Annotated in this window: 12 protein-coding genes; 8 read left to right on the top strand and 4 right to left on the bottom strand. The window is 36.7% G+C overall.

The window, feature by feature from the left end; genetic code table 11:
* The first annotated feature begins 240 nt into the window (after positions 1 to 240).
* The 5 genes from PTRA_RS08025 to PTRA_RS08045 all read left to right on the top strand — a co-directional run bounded on the left by PTRA_RS08025 (position 241) and on the right by PTRA_RS08045 (position 7,186).
* On the top strand, positions 241 to 555 hold the full coding sequence (locus PTRA_RS08025) for a DUF6693 family protein (protein WP_058373367.1): 315 nt from the start codon (positions 241 to 243) through the stop codon (positions 553 to 555).
* Positions 556 to 931: 376 nt separating this feature from the next.
* Positions 932 to 1,282 carry a tautomerase family protein gene (locus PTRA_RS08030; protein ID WP_058373368.1) on the top strand — a complete coding sequence of 117 codons (351 nt, stop codon included), beginning with the start codon at positions 932 to 934 and terminating at the stop codon, positions 1,280 to 1,282.
* A gap of 738 nt (positions 1,283 to 2,020) precedes the next feature.
* Complete coding sequence (locus tag PTRA_RS08035) at positions 2,021 to 4,576, top strand: TonB-dependent receptor plug domain-containing protein (RefSeq protein WP_208855505.1); 2,556 nt, start codon at positions 2,021 to 2,023, stop codon at positions 4,574 to 4,576.
* An 89-nt stretch (positions 4,577 to 4,665) separates the two neighbouring features.
* A complete protein-coding gene (locus PTRA_RS08040) occupies positions 4,666 to 5,595 on the top strand; it encodes an MBL fold metallo-hydrolase (protein ID WP_058373369.1) in 930 nt (309 codons plus the stop codon).
* Between the two features lie 592 nt (positions 5,596 to 6,187).
* Complete coding sequence (locus PTRA_RS08045; protein ID WP_083497511.1) at positions 6,188 to 7,186, top strand: transposase; 999 nt, start codon at positions 6,188 to 6,190, stop codon at positions 7,184 to 7,186.
* Between the two features lie 422 nt (positions 7,187 to 7,608).
* Here the strand turns inward: PTRA_RS08045 and PTRA_RS08050 are convergent, their stop codons facing one another.
* Genes PTRA_RS08050 through nirK form a run of 3 tightly spaced genes read right to left on the bottom strand, consistent with a single transcriptional unit; the run spans position 7,609 to position 10,364 of the window.
* Complete coding sequence (locus tag PTRA_RS08050) at positions 7,609 to 8,196, bottom strand: SCO family protein (RefSeq protein ID WP_058373370.1); 588 nt, start codon at positions 8,194 to 8,196, stop codon at positions 7,609 to 7,611.
* A gap of 4 nt (positions 8,197 to 8,200) precedes the next feature.
* Positions 8,201 to 8,959 (bottom strand): formylglycine-generating enzyme family protein, encoded by a 759-nt coding sequence (locus tag PTRA_RS08055; protein WP_083497512.1) that lies wholly within the window; start codon positions 8,957 to 8,959, stop codon positions 8,201 to 8,203.
* Between the two features lies 1 nt (position 8,960).
* Positions 8,961 to 10,364 (bottom strand): copper-containing nitrite reductase, encoded by a 1,404-nt coding sequence (gene nirK / locus PTRA_RS08060; RefSeq protein ID WP_058373372.1) that lies wholly within the window; start codon positions 10,362 to 10,364, stop codon positions 8,961 to 8,963.
* Between the two features lie 257 nt (positions 10,365 to 10,621).
* Here nirK and PTRA_RS08065 point away from each other — a divergent pair, with 257 nt between their 5' ends.
* From PTRA_RS08065 to PTRA_RS08075, 3 genes are all read left to right on the top strand, one after another.
* Positions 10,622 to 11,095, top strand: a complete 474-nt coding sequence (locus PTRA_RS08065) for a hypothetical protein (RefSeq protein WP_058373373.1) — start codon at positions 10,622 to 10,624, stop codon at positions 11,093 to 11,095.
* A gap of 195 nt (positions 11,096 to 11,290) precedes the next feature.
* Positions 11,291 to 12,100 (top strand): hypothetical protein, encoded by an 810-nt coding sequence (locus PTRA_RS08070; RefSeq protein WP_058373374.1) that lies wholly within the window; start codon positions 11,291 to 11,293, stop codon positions 12,098 to 12,100.
* Between the two features lie 150 nt (positions 12,101 to 12,250).
* On the top strand, positions 12,251 to 12,799 hold the full coding sequence (locus PTRA_RS08075; RefSeq protein ID WP_058373375.1) for a cytochrome b: 549 nt from the start codon (positions 12,251 to 12,253) through the stop codon (positions 12,797 to 12,799).
* Between the two features lie 357 nt (positions 12,800 to 13,156).
* On the opposite strand, the gene PTRA_RS08080 is transcribed toward PTRA_RS08075, so the two are convergent.
* The gene (locus tag PTRA_RS08080) at positions 13,157 to 13,816 is read right to left on the bottom strand and encodes an SCO family protein (protein WP_058373376.1); all 660 of its coding nucleotides are present in this window, start codon (positions 13,814 to 13,816) and stop codon (positions 13,157 to 13,159) included.
* Positions 13,817 to 14,118 lie beyond the last annotated feature (302 nt).

Here is a 14,118-nt window from a genome sequence, read left to right on the forward strand (position 1 = left end):
AACTTTTAATGTGGAATAAGTTGGGTTAAATAATGTTTATTTAATAAAGCTAAGTAAAAGTATGTAGCAGCTGCTTATAAGTAAATAAAGTTACTGTAAACTTCTTCTTTGTTTTATGTAAATGCAAAGTAAATAATTGAACTGAAATAGGAATTCGGCTATGGTTTATTTAGCAATAACAATAAATTAAAGCGAGTAGGTTTTAACGCTCGTTAAGTAAAATCATATCAAGGATTAAATATGAAGATTCAAGCAAATGTAGGAACTATAGATATTTTAGGGCATTTAATACTGTGGTTTATTTTAATACTAATAACGTTTGGTATAGGGGCGTTCTTTTTTCCTTATTCGTTCTCTAAGTTTATTTTGAACCGCTCTGAGTTAATTGACGAACACGGTAATGCAAGAAAAATGGTGTGTAATACAGATATTTTTGGCAGCATTGGCCATGTAATTCTTTGGATTATAATTTCAATACTTACCCTTGGCCTTGGTTATGCCTTTTATTTTTATAAGGTGTGGAACTACTCTTTAAATAATACAGCTATTGAGTAACTAGCCTTTTAACAAAATACTTTAAGGCAGTTAAGCTGGTAAGAGAGATATACGGCGCATTCGTTTATTAAATAAACTAAATTAAAAAGCATAACTTTAATAGGGTTATGCTTTTTTGTTTAAGTCAGAAATTTGAGGGTAAATACCATAAAACGAATAAAGGAGCTAACCCCATAATAAGTAAGCACCTTATAATGTTTAAAAAGGGAAGTTTTATAAACAAAGTTTAATTTTAAATAATGCTATGTAGATATACGGCACGATGTATTACAGGCTCAAGCGGAATAAACTCATTAGGTAAGTTACTGTTGATTGTTGCACTCAAACGCAGTGATTTATTATTAATCAAGCGTTATGCACTCAGGAAAATATATTTATGCCACATGTAGAAATTAAATATTCAGATAACTTAAAAATAAACATAAAAGAAATTTTTGATGTTATAGAGCAGATTATAAATAACAAAGATGGCAGTGCTGGTGTATGTAAATCAAGAGCTTACCCATGTTTAGAATATAAGTACTCGCATATTCTCATTACAATATCGTTATTAACTAAGGCTCACAGAAATAAAGAATTCACATTAGCATTAAGTAATGAACTAGAAACATCCATAAAAACACACCTTAAACAAAGCGTGTATTTTTCGTTAAATATAGAATATAGCCAAGCTTATTACACCACCAATGTTCACCTTGTTGATGACGATATTTTGGCAGGTATATAAGGTTTATTAAAACCTGCTCATTCTCGCTTATTAAATAGCGTACTCACTTATTTAATGCGGTTGGTGCTATGTGTTAAATTTTAAAAACGTATAATACGTTTACTGCTGCGAGAAATTACTCTCTCGCGTTGCTATTTTTTTCTAGCAAGGCGTTAGGCGAGGAAAGTGGGTAGCTGTCGTTGACAGAACTAGGCTATGTCGTGTTATTACTTGTGTAAAACTGCCATAAAGAATCGTACAGCTGGAAAGGAAAATGATGAATATTAAACAATGACGACAAGCTAAAAGATGGATTCAGGAAGATCTTGCTTTGTTGTAATAAGGCTATAAATACTAGGCATAACTACCACAGTGTTTATGCTTATTTATAAGTATAACCCCCCAAACTTACTAATTAATTATCCCTCAGCTTTTATGCTTACGCGACCTTTGTCTCATATGGTTACACTTGCCCGCAAACTTCACTAATCGTATATTCAAGTTCGTTTACAATAATTAACAAATGAAAATTTGTATGCATTTGTTATAACAAAGTAGCAGGATTGGTTAGCTCATACTTAACTGATGTTTAGAGTGATGCGTATTTATTATTTATAGCGCAGCTTTGAGTCAGTGTTTTCAAACAATTAAATTACCTTACATTATACAGATGGCAGGCGTGTACTTGCACCAAATAACAAATAATTATTATCGTCAACAGTGAATAAGTCTTAATAACAATACAACACAGGAAAGCCAATGATAAACACATCTAAGCTGTGTAAGGTTACTATAGCGATAGGGCTCGCACTAGGAACTTCAGCACTATCAGTACAAGCAACAGAAACACAAAGTGCTGCAACAGTAAAAGCCACCGCCGTGGAAAAAATACAAATAATAGGTTCACGGGTGTCTAGTCGTACTTCTACAGAGTCAACATCGCCGATAGATATAATTGCATCAGAGACACTCAGTAAAGGCGGCTTTACTGAGTTAGGACAATCTTTACAAGCAACCGCCCCGTCGTTTAACTTTAGCCGAACACAAGTATCGGATGGTGCAGATTTATTTAGACCGGCTACATTACGTGGTATGCAACCAGATCAAACTCTCGTTTTAGTAAATGGAAAACGACGACATAACCAAGCCATATTTGGTATTTTTAATACCGTGGGTGGTGGTGCTGCGGGTACTGATATGAATGCTATTCCTTTAACAGCATTAAAAAATGTACAAGTGTTACGCGATGGCGCTGCGGCGCAATATGGCTCGGATGCGATTGCGGGCGTTATTAATTTGTCGTTAAAAGATACTACCGATGTGACTAGCGGTTTTATACAAGCAGGCACAACTAAACAGGGAGATGGAGACACTTTAACGTTAGGTTTAAATACGGGGTTTGATTTAAGCAACGATGGCGGCTTTATTAATTTATCGTTAGAGTATCGTAATGCAGATGGTACCAATAGAGCGCAACGAGATACAGGGGGGTCGTCGAGTGTTGCACCGGGGACTTTATCGCAAAATGTGCGTTGGAAGCAAGGTAACGCCGATGCTGAATTTAAAACCCTATTTTATAATATGATGCTGCCAGTTGGGGAGTTAGAGCTATATTCATTTGGCGGTTACTCTAAGCGTACCGCGCTGGGAAATGGCTTTTATCGTTATTTTAATGAAGCTGCGAAAAATGTACCTCAAGTATACCCTGATGGCTTTTTACCTCAAATTGATAATGAATCAGAGGATAAGTCGATTGCGATAGGTGTTAAAGGCGATATTAGTAGCTTATGGGCTTTTGATGTGTCGGCTGTTTACGGCGAAAACGGTTATGATTTTTATTCTGCAAATACCATAAATCCTTCTTATGCTGCTGAATATTTAACTAATAACCCATCGGCGACTGACAGTGAAATTGCCGCTAATGCGGGTAAAAAATCAGGGTATTCAGGTGGCTATCGCTTTGATCAATTAACATTTAACGCTGATGTATCGGGTGAGGTTGATGTTAATTTACGCAATGAGCTCTATGTTTCATTTGGCGTTGAATACAGAGAAGAAAACTACCAAATAGTTAATGGCGAGCAAGCATCTTATGCCTGTGGTGCCAGCAATCAAAACAGCCCATTTCCATCAGTGATTGACCCTAACGTTTTTGCTACCTGTGGCTTTGAGGCATTTAATGGTATTAGCCCTGCAGCGGCACGTAAAGAGGGGCGCGATAGCTACGCTGTTTATATCGACGTTGAAAACCAGCTAAATAATAATTGGTTAGTGGGTGCAGCACTGCGTTATGAAGACTTTTCTAACTCGGGTGATGACCTTATTTGGAAGTTATCTTCGCGTTATGAAGTAACTAGCGACTTTTCGGTAAGAGGCAGTGTATCAACCGGTTTTAGAGCCCCGTCGTTACAACAAAGTGCATACACGGCATATACCACTAATATAGGCGAAGGTGGTGAATTAGAAAGATCGTTCACTGCTAATGCAGGATCTGCGTTTCCACGTGCATTAGGGGTCGATGAACTTAAGTTAGAAACATCAGAAAGTATTGGTCTAGGCTTTGTTTTTAATGCCAGCGATGAAGTATCTATTACCTTAGATGCATACCACACCGAAATAAAAGATCGTATCTCAGGCACAGGTTTTTTAACCGCTGCCGATGTTGCCTTTAGCCCAGAGGCGAGCGAAGCGCTTGCTGCATCGGGTGCAGTGAGTGTTAATTACTTCTCAAATGCTGTTGATTTAACAACAAAAGGAGTTGATTTAATCGTCACTTATCAAACTACTGTAAACGAGGGTGAATTTGCAATTACGTTTGCCGGTAATATTAATGATACAGAAATAGATAGAGTGAATACCCGAGAAGGGATCCCCGCATCGGTTACTTTAGATAAAAATAATCGTGACTTTATTACCGACTCCCAGCCTAGTGAGCGAGCTACACTCTCGTTTGACTATGATAAAGGGCCATGGAGTACTCTGATCCGTGCCAATTATTTTGGTGAAACTGAAGTGTCATTATTTGGTGCGAATCATATTAACTTGCCGGGTACGCTTTCACCCACGGGAGCATTTAAACCAACCAGCGTGGTTGAGGCCGCTACTTTAATAGATGTAAACGTGGATTATCAAGTGTCCAGTGCATTTACTATTAGTATGGGTGTTAATAACTTATTTGATGTTACACCTGATGAACTGGGAGATGATGAAGTGTTGCAATTTATTTCTCAACAGGCATTTCGCTACCCATTACGTGCGGTTCCATATGGTTTTGACGGTATGAGTTATTACGCACGCGTGGGCTTTGTGTTTTAATTAGTTGTTCTTGTTTTAGCTGGGGCACTGTAAGTGCCTCAAATATTATAAATATAAATTAACGGCAGAAGTACTAAATGAAAAGCAAAATGAAAAAACTATTGTTTATTTTTAGCTATGCACTTTCGTGCATGTTTATTAATGCAACGGCGGCTGAAAATGAGCCGTATCTTTATATTCTGGGTGTAACACAAGATGCAGGATACCCGCAAACAGGCTGTTATGAGCAACATTGTATGCCAGGCTGGGAAAATCCACTGTTAAAACGCGGAGCGGTGTCATTGGGAGTAATTGACCCAAAAAATAACAAAAAATACATGTTTGAAGCAACGCCTAACTTTCCAGAGCAACTTTATCAACTTGAGCGAGTTGCGCCTTCTTCGCGTTACAACCTTGCAGGCATTTTTATTACTCACGCCCATATTGGCCATTATACGGGGTTAATGTTTTTGGGACACGAAGCGGCAGGCACCAGTAATACGCCTGTGTACGCAATGCCTAAAATGACCCAGTTTTTAAAGGGAAATGGCCCTTGGGAGCAATTAGTTAAATATAAAAACATTCAGCTAATGCCATTACAACACAATCAACCAGAAGTGCTTGGCCAAATAACAGTAACTCCATTTTTAGTACCGCATCGCGATGAGTATTCAGAAACTGTGGGCTACATAATAAAAGGGCCAAATAAGTCAGCATTATTTATCCCTGATATTAATAAATGGCCACAATGGGATACAAGGCTGGTGGATGCAATTAAAGCAGTAGACTACGCACTCATTGATGCAGCCTTTTATGATGATGGTGAGTTACCAGGAAGAGATATGTCTAAAATTCCTCATCCATTTGTTGCAGAAACAATGACAGAGCTAAAAGATATAGGCGACACAGAAAAAAATAAAGTGTGGTTTATTCATATGAATCACAGTAACCCATTACTTAATTTAGAGAGTAAAGAAAGCCAATTAGTAAAGTCGCGTGGATACAATATCGCTGTTGAAGGGCTAAAGCTTGCTTTATAGCACTTATAAAATTATTAATTAAATTAGCGATACAAAACAGAGTATAACTATTATTAGTTGCTACTTATACGGCCCTTCAGTTAACAGTAAAAGGGCCGTTTATATAAATTAGCAGAAGAAAATCTGTGAGCAGAGCGAGGTGATGTCGCGGGGGGAATCTGTTTTACCCTTGTTTTTGAATATACTTCGTGATGATTTCAGCACTTGCATTCCCAACCAACAAAGCAAACGAAATAACAGTCTGACCAAAAAGCCTTTTCGTTCCAAAGCTTTAAATACAAGAGGCCAAAATAAAATTTAGCCACAATCTTAGAGGTGTTTTCTTACTTAATTATGCCTAACAGAAAATTTCACTCCAATCTTGGGCTGCATGTGAGTGTGGTTGCCGTCTATCTCTCTTTCTTCAACGTCAAAATCTGATCTATGCGAAATATCTAAATCTTCCTTTTATAAACGTATCTAATTTTCTTTTAATAACGGTTTTCTATATTTAACGGCTAATGCATGATAATAAGGGACAGGCATAAAAAATTGGTAATTTCCTCGCTTTGAACTACTGTTTATATATACATGTAAAGCAGGAGTGTTAAACATGACCCGCGCTAGAAAGTCACTCATAGATTTATCGGCAACACCTTATTACCACCTAATAGCGCGCTGTGTTCGCCGTGCTTTTTTGTGCGGCAATGATAAATACTCAGGCAAAAACTTTGACCACCGTAGGGAATGGCTTGTTAAGCGGATGAAATTACTGAGCGATGTATTTGCTATTGATATAGCAGCTTACGCTATTATGAGTAATCACTATCATATAGTGGTTAAAGTAAATAAAAACAAAGCACTTGATTGGTCTGTTGACGAGGTTATAAGGCGTTGGTATAAGTTATACAAACGAGGAGACCCTTTGGTTGAACGCTTTTTAAATAGCGAGAAATTAAATGAGGCTAGCTTGCATATTTTTAGTGGAATAATAGCAACATGGCGAGCACGACTTTATGATATTAGCTGGTATATCAAAAACCTTAATGAGTATATTGCCAGGCAAGCAAATAAAGAAGATAACTGCACTGGAAAATACTGGGAAGGGCGTTATAAATCCCAAGCACTATTAGATGATAAGGCCATTTTAAGTTGTATGGCGTATGTTGATTTAAATCCAATTAGAGCGAAAATAGCTACAGAACTTAAAAATAGTGATTTCACATCAATTCAAGAGCGCATTCATAATTATAAAAACACGCCAAAAAATAGTAAGCAATCTATACAAAAAACAGAACTGTTTGAGCATAAAAGTCAACCAATGCAATTACTTAAATTGGGGAGTAATGCAGATCCAGACACGATCCCATTTAGGTTAATAGACTATTTAGAGTTAGTAAGTTGGAGTAGCCGTAGCTTTACTTGCGATAAACAAGGAGAAGTAAGTGAAAATGTACTCAATATATTAGCCAAATTAAATATAGAAGAGGCTGAGTGGCTAAACGCAATTCAGCATTTTCGTAGACAATATGCAAACTTTGCAGGGAGTAAAGTAAGGTTAATGAATTTAGCTGCGCAGAACCAAGCCAAGTGGTACAAAGGTGTTGGTTAATGTGTAAGTTATTTAATGCAGAGTAAATACGATCACCCGCTGTTTTTTTGTTCTAACCAGTAAAATTTACTCTTATTGTTTTGGCGGAAGTAAGCAGTTGGTGTGATTACTTAAATAAATAACTAAATAACTAAATAACAATGGCTTGAGGTCATTCAAAATATTGTGCCAGTTTAAGTTAGCAAATATCCAGCAGGTGAGGGATAAGCCTCTTACTCTCGTTATCCCCCTAAAATCGAATAAACTTCAAACCAGAAAGTAATACGCTCGAGTAAATAATAAATATACTCGCATTTGCTTTTTAATAGTATTTATATGCCTGTCCCATATTAAAGATTCCATATTAAAAATTTTTAAAGTTAAAATAAACACTCTGCTTTTGAGCGAGTGTTTATTTGTTTTTATAGTTTGGATAACGTGCTTTAAAAGTTTTCGAGCTTTTCAGCGGCTATTGCTGCGTTATTTATTACTCCAAGCTCTTGAAATTTAATGCGTCCTTGTTCGTCTAAACCTGTCATTAAGTTGGAGTGGTTTACTTCATTGTTGTCTATGTTTTGAAACTTTATATTTAATACCATGGCTAAACTACGAACGTCTTGTAGTGTGCCGGTTAATAAACTCCAGTTTTGTAAATTTAACTTTCGACTTTGTGCAAATTCTTTTAGGGCTGCAGGTGTATCTGTGTCTGGAGTTAACGATACTAAAATAAAGCCTACGTCTTGTTTTTCAGTTTCACTCAGCTTATTTTCAATGGCTTGCATGGTAGAAACAATAGTAGGGCAGGTATGTAAGCAGTGTGTGTAAATAAGGCTTATGACTTGTTTTTTACCGCTAAAGCTACTTAAAGTACGTTTATTAGCGTCTTGATCTAACCATGTACTGTTAAGCTGATAAACAGAGTCTTGTGGTATGTTTTGCGAGTAAGCGTATGAGCTGGCAAGCATGCAGATCAGCCCTAATATTTTAAGTGTTATATTATTAGAAATTATAGCTGGGTTATATTTTATCATTTGTTTATTCCTTTGATTTCGCACAGCGAAACCCTAAATTAGGTAAAGTATATTTGGCCTGCAAACTAGAGCGAAAGCCAAAGCGCATAAATGCGGCATAATCACTGGGATCAGCAGCGCCTTGCGCTCCTGCGGCGCAAAATAATTTTTGATTTATATCACTATCACCACGAGATTCGCCGCTGACCAAAGCGGAGTTAAAATCCTCTGTCCATTCCCAAATTAAGCCGTGTAGGTCTTGTGCTCCCCAATAGTTTGCTGGATTAGTACCAACCTCAGGGAGTTGTTTGCTACTAGGGCGGCTATACCATTGTAAAATACGTTGGTTATAACTTTTCTCTAGGCTGCCATTGGGCTGAGTTGCACTGGCACTGGCAACACGCTCCCACTGAGCAACCGTGGGTAAGCTTTTATTAAGTGACTGGCAATAAGCTTGGGCTGCAAACCACGACACGTTAACTACAGGGCTGTTTAATTGCCCCTGTGATGGCTGCTTTGCTGTTTGATTTTGTTGCCAATGTTGTAAATATTGAGCTTCTGCAAATATGCTAGGTATTTGCTGTGGCTGCCAACGTGGATTGTTTGTTACAAACTTTAAATATTGCGCGTTAGTCACAGGTGTAATATCTATGCTAAAAGCGCCCACAAATGTTTGTGGGCTGTTTTTATTCATATAAAGTGGCCTGTAGTTACCTGCGGGCAGCGCTACCATTTTAGGTGGCTCTGCCAGTGCCAATGACATCATTAATAAAGAAAAAATCATGTTACTTGCGCTGCTTAGCAACTTGTTCAGCAGAGATTTTTCCGCCGGCGTTATCCCAGTTATTTAGTACAAAGGTAATAACATTGGCAATATCTTCGTCATTTAGGTTCATTGCTGGCATTACGCCGTTGTAGTTAACGTTATTAACTTTAATCGGACCCGATAAGCCTTTAATAATCGCATTAACACCTAAAAGTGGGTTGTTGTTCAAATAATCAGACTTTGCTAAAGGCGGGAATGCTCCGGGAATACCTTCGCCATTAGCTTGATGGCAAGCCATGCAGTTAGCTTCATAAATACGTTGACCGAATCGTATTTGTTCATTTTTATTGTTGGCTGTTATTTTGGTAAAAGTATTATCTAACGACTGTATTGCTGAGCCTTCTGGTAAATATACGTTTTCAGCTGTTTTGCCTGTAAAAATAGAATGGTCGTCAGGGCCTTCTACTTTTAGCATTGCTAGCGCGCCTTTGTTAAATGCTCTAAAAATAGAATGATCGACCAAAATAAAAGTACCCGGTACTTCTACTTTAAATTCAACAATGGCAGCGCCGCCAGCGGGGATCAATGTGGTTTGTACGTTGTGATTTTTTAAACTGCCGCCTTCTACATAAACGGTATCAAAAATTTCGCCTATTACATGAAAAGATGAAACCAAATTAGGGCCACCATTGCCAATATATAACCGAACTGTTTCACCTACCTTAGCGATTAAAGAATTTTCATCTGTGGTACTGCCTACTGAGCCATTAAATACTACGTAGTCTGCGTCTTCATCAATTGCTTTTGCCATATCAAAAGGTTGCAAGCCAGCTTCACCAAATTCACCTTTAGTATAAAAATCCCCTTGTACTAAATAATACTCACGGTCTACAGGCGCAAGGCCTTCTTTTGGTTCAACTAAAATTAAGCCATACATGCCATTGGCTATGTGCATACCAACAGGAGCAGTGGCGCAATGGTAAATATAAAGCCCTGGGTTAAGTGCTTTAAAATTAAATGTAGAAGTGTGCCCTGGGGCTGTAAATGACGACTCCGCGCCACCACCAGGGCCTGTTACTGCATGTAGGTCAATATTGTGCGGCATTTTTGAACTAGGGTGATTTGAGAGGTTAAACTCTATTTCATCTCCTTCTCTAACTCTAATAAAGCTCCCTGGTACGGTTTCACCAAATGACCAAAATACATATTCAACGCCATCGGCAATTCTGCCTACTTGTTCTCTTGTTTCTAGGTTGATAACTACTTTTGCACTGTGATCTCTATTAATGGCGGGTGGCACCATAGGAGGAGGCGTTAGTATTGCTTGTTCAGTTTTTAAATTACTGGCAGCAAGTAGGTTACCACTAAATAAAATAGCTAATAGAGGGAGCCATAGAGTGTGCTTATTAGGTTGTATTTTCATTTTATATTTTCCATTATAAATGACGATTAACTTAGTATTGCGCTTAAGTGCAAAAATGTATTGATGCAGATCAATTAACTGCCGATGAACAAAAGTTTAGTACTGATCAGCAATGTTAACGAGTTTGATTTTAGGCCTACAGTTTGTTTTTATTGAGGTATAGATTTTTATCAGTCAGTTAGCGATTTATTGTTGTAAGCATACTGTTAACTTTCTTTGGAAACGATATAATAAAGTTAATATCAATAAGGATGATGATGACAAATCAAGTAGAGGTTTCGGCCAAAAATGGAATGCATTTTAAGTTTTATAGTGATGACGTAGAAGTTACCTATTACTGCTCGCCCGTATCGGGAAAAGAAGTTGTAAAAGTTAACGGTGAGATAGTTAGCGAAGCACAAAACTTTAAGTTTAGCTCTACTCATCAGTTTGAAGTAAATGGCAACCCAGCCAAAATTAGGTTAAATGCCCACGGTTTAACTAAAAGCGTAACACTTTGTGAGTTTTTTGTGGCTGATGAATTAGTTAAAGCTTATAAACTTACTTACGGTACCAAAGGTAAAGTTCCGCTTATGGCTCAGCTTGTTATTAGTGTTATTGCCGCTGCAGTGGGTTGGTTTTTTGCAGCACAGCTTTTATCATCTTGGTTAGCTTTTGCAATAGTGATAGCACTTTTAGGATTAGCACTGTTTAAATTTGAAAAACCAAACTGGGAGTGCGAAGAGCTTTAGTAACGCATTTATAAAATTTTAAATTACCTACATTATATTCCGTATTTTTAACACTGTAGCTAGCCCTAGCTGCAGTGTTTTTATTTAATAAAGTTAACAAAATTTATTGCTCATTTACCTATTCGAGTAGTAGTATAGCCGACCTTTTTAGCTCAGTAACTGAGCTAAATACTACTATAAAAATTTAGGTTATTAATGAAGTTATGTATTTTCGGTTTTTTATTTGCGTTTAGTGTCTGTTTTAGTTCCCTTGCTTTAGCGCAAACTACGCAAGAGTATAGTGCTGTGCAAAATGTTTCAGCAGATGCAGCGGGTCATATAAAAGTTGAGACGTTAACTAACATTGAACCTAATAACAGCTACGACTGGCACATTCACTCCTATTGGGAAAACCGCTATGTTACTGAGGGGCGTGATAATTTAGCAAATAAAGGGATTGCATCTGTATCTACAGAGCTAAATTATGAAAATTTCATAATTATTCCTTGGTTTGCTAAAGGTATTAATACCGACTATTCAGAAGTTAATTTAAATATAATATATGCAACGGCCTTATCAAAAAACCTTGAGCTATTAAGTGGGTATAGTGCAATTGCCTCGCGCGAAGAAAGCAGTAACGCTTACGATAATGAGGTTAGCCTTGAGCTTATTTACTCTTTTGCACAGCAGATTCAGCTTATAAGTAGTTTATATTATTCTTTTGATGCACAAGGTGCTTTTTTAGATGTTGCGCTAAATAAACAGTATCAATTAACGCCAGTAATGCAGCTTGATTTTAAAACCAGTGTTGGCTTTAATTCGGGGTATGTGGCCGATGGGCATAATGGTGCTAATCATGTGCAATTTAGTACCAATTTATCTTACTCAGTAATAAAAAACATACAGTTATACGCATATAGCAACTACAGTTTGGCTATTAATAAAGATTCTAACCGCTATGCCGATGATGAATTATTACAAGATGTATTTTGGGCGGGACTTGGTTTAAGTTATCAATACCGATAGTGCCGATAGATATAAATTAAATAGTCATTGTGCTAGATCATTAAAAGCTTACTTTAAACACTGTAAAAGTTTTAAACGCGCTAAACTTCTTAAGTACGGTGTGCTTGAGAAGTACACAGCGCATTTATTTCTTAGATTTTTAGAGGTTTTATGGCTATAAAAAACACATCTACCCATTACAATAAATTCTCAATAACCTTGCACTGGCTAATGCTATTAGTATTAATTGCTGTGTATGCATCTATTGAACTACGGGTTTTATTTGATAAGGGCACAGAAACTCGCGATTTATTTAAAATGTGGCATTTTATGCTGGGGTTATCAGTTTTATTGCTTGTTACTATTAGGCTATTTATTCGTTTAAAAAGTGGTTCTAAACCATTAATAACGCCCAGACCAGCAAAATGGCAAACCATGGCAGCTAGTATTACGCACATTGCACTTTATGCTTTTATGTTTGCAATGCCTTTGGCTGGTTGGTTTATGCTGAGTTTATTTGATGCGCCAATCCCTTTTTATGGCTTTGAATTACCCGCATTAGCGGCAAAAAACACTGATCTGGCAAAACAAATTAAATACATACACGAAACAACGGGCGTACTTGGTTATTACTTAATTGCATTACATGCCAGCGCAGCACTTTTGCATCATTATATTATTAAAGACAATACACTTAAGCGCATGCTGTTTAAAAAATAACGGTTAGTAAAAAATGTCGCCTTATAACTTAAGTCGGCATTTTAATATAAAAGGTATTATTTAATAACAGCATGTTGCAGTTTCTTACCCAGTATTCCACCAAGCAGTAATAAAACGAGGTAAATCCAACCAGACAATGAAAAATTAGCGATGGGGGAGATAAAGCAAGCTATACGTCATAATGCTCTATGTTGTAAGTAATTGAAGTAGATGATTAAAAATATATTAGAGATTAAAAGTGGACTTAACTGGTAGGGAAGTATTTAAAGTAAATAATTATAAAAATAATATAAACACTCTATTTGCCAATAAAGTGTTTATATTTGTATTTTTAGTAATAGTGAATAGGTTAGAAGTTTAAAAATTGGCAAGTTCCTTAGCAGTGAAAGTTGCATTACTAATTAACCCCGTTTTTTGAAACTTGATCCTGCCTTGCTTATCAAGCACCGTCATTAAATTAGAGTGCTCTACCTCGCTATCCCCTATATTTTGATACTTAATGTTTAATACCTCAGCTAAGCTGCGCACATCATCGGCTGAGCCTGTTAATAAGCTCCAATTATGTGCACTTAGTTTTCTGCTTTGTGCAAAGCTTTGTAATACCGTCGGGGTGTCTGTATCAGGGGTAAGCGAGACTAATATAAACCCAACATTGTTTTTTTCTTCATCACTAAGCTTATTTTCAATAGCTTGCATGGTCGACACTATAGTAGGGCAGGTATGCGCACAGTGTGTATAAATAAGGCTCACTATTTGCTTTTTACCACTAAAGCTACTTAATAAACGCTCGTGGCCGTCTTGATCTAACCAGGTATTATTTAATTGGTATACCGAGTTTTGAGGAATGTTTTGAGCTGGAGCTTGCTTGCTATCTTTAGATGAAGCTTGAGCATAGGCTTGTAAGTAAGCCTGTGTGTAGGTTTGTGAGAAGCCTAATGAGTAAGAGGCTGAACTGCTTAATAATGCCGTAACAGTACACATTTTAAAAAATAGTGTTATCGATTTAAATTTTATCATTTTGATACTCCATTAAAAAACCACAATTAACTTGGTGTTGCGCTATTAAGCAAAAGGGTTTATGCAGAACAACTAACTAAATGTAAATTATGTTAACATTATTTAGTGTTGATTATTGATACTATCGAGTTTTAATAGCTGCACATCGTTTATTTGTACTATATAAATCGTCTAAAAGCATTTAAATGTAAAATTATTGTTTTATTTATGTTGGGTGTTGTTTGCCTGTTGTGCTCAGTTTTTAGCTGTTAAATATTTTCAAGTATCTAAAAATTAAAACTAATAATTTATATACTGATATT

It is taken from the genome of Pseudoalteromonas translucida KMM 520 (genome assembly GCF_001465295.1).
In the GTDB taxonomy this organism is placed as follows: Bacteria; Pseudomonadota; Gammaproteobacteria; order Enterobacterales; family Alteromonadaceae; genus Pseudoalteromonas; species Pseudoalteromonas translucida.

Coding starts and splice junctions, on each gene's coding strand:
- PTRA_RS08025 (WP_058373367.1), top strand. CDS start 241: ATGAAGATTCAAGCAAATGTAGGAACTATAGATATTTTAGGGCATTTA.
- PTRA_RS08030 (WP_058373368.1), top strand. CDS start 932: ATGCCACATGTAGAAATTAAATATTCAGATAACTTAAAAATAAACATA.
- PTRA_RS08035 (WP_208855505.1), top strand. CDS start 2,021: ATGATAAACACATCTAAGCTGTGTAAGGTTACTATAGCGATAGGGCTC.
- PTRA_RS08040 (WP_058373369.1), top strand. CDS start 4,666: ATGAAAAAACTATTGTTTATTTTTAGCTATGCACTTTCGTGCATGTTT.
- PTRA_RS08045 (WP_083497511.1), top strand. CDS start 6,188: ATGACCCGCGCTAGAAAGTCACTCATAGATTTATCGGCAACACCTTAT.
- PTRA_RS08050 (WP_058373370.1), bottom strand. CDS start 8,196: ATGATAAAATATAACCCAGCTATAATTTCTAATAATATAACACTTAAA.
- PTRA_RS08055 (WP_083497512.1), bottom strand. CDS start 8,959: ATGATTTTTTCTTTATTAATGATGTCATTGGCACTGGCAGAGCCACCT.
- nirK (WP_058373372.1), bottom strand. CDS start 10,364: ATGAAAATACAACCTAATAAGCACACTCTATGGCTCCCTCTATTAGCT.
- PTRA_RS08065 (WP_058373373.1), top strand. CDS start 10,622: ATGACAAATCAAGTAGAGGTTTCGGCCAAAAATGGAATGCATTTTAAG.
- PTRA_RS08070 (WP_058373374.1), top strand. CDS start 11,291: ATGAAGTTATGTATTTTCGGTTTTTTATTTGCGTTTAGTGTCTGTTTT.
- PTRA_RS08075 (WP_058373375.1), top strand. CDS start 12,251: ATGGCTATAAAAAACACATCTACCCATTACAATAAATTCTCAATAACC.
- PTRA_RS08080 (WP_058373376.1), bottom strand. CDS start 13,816: ATGATAAAATTTAAATCGATAACACTATTTTTTAAAATGTGTACTGTT.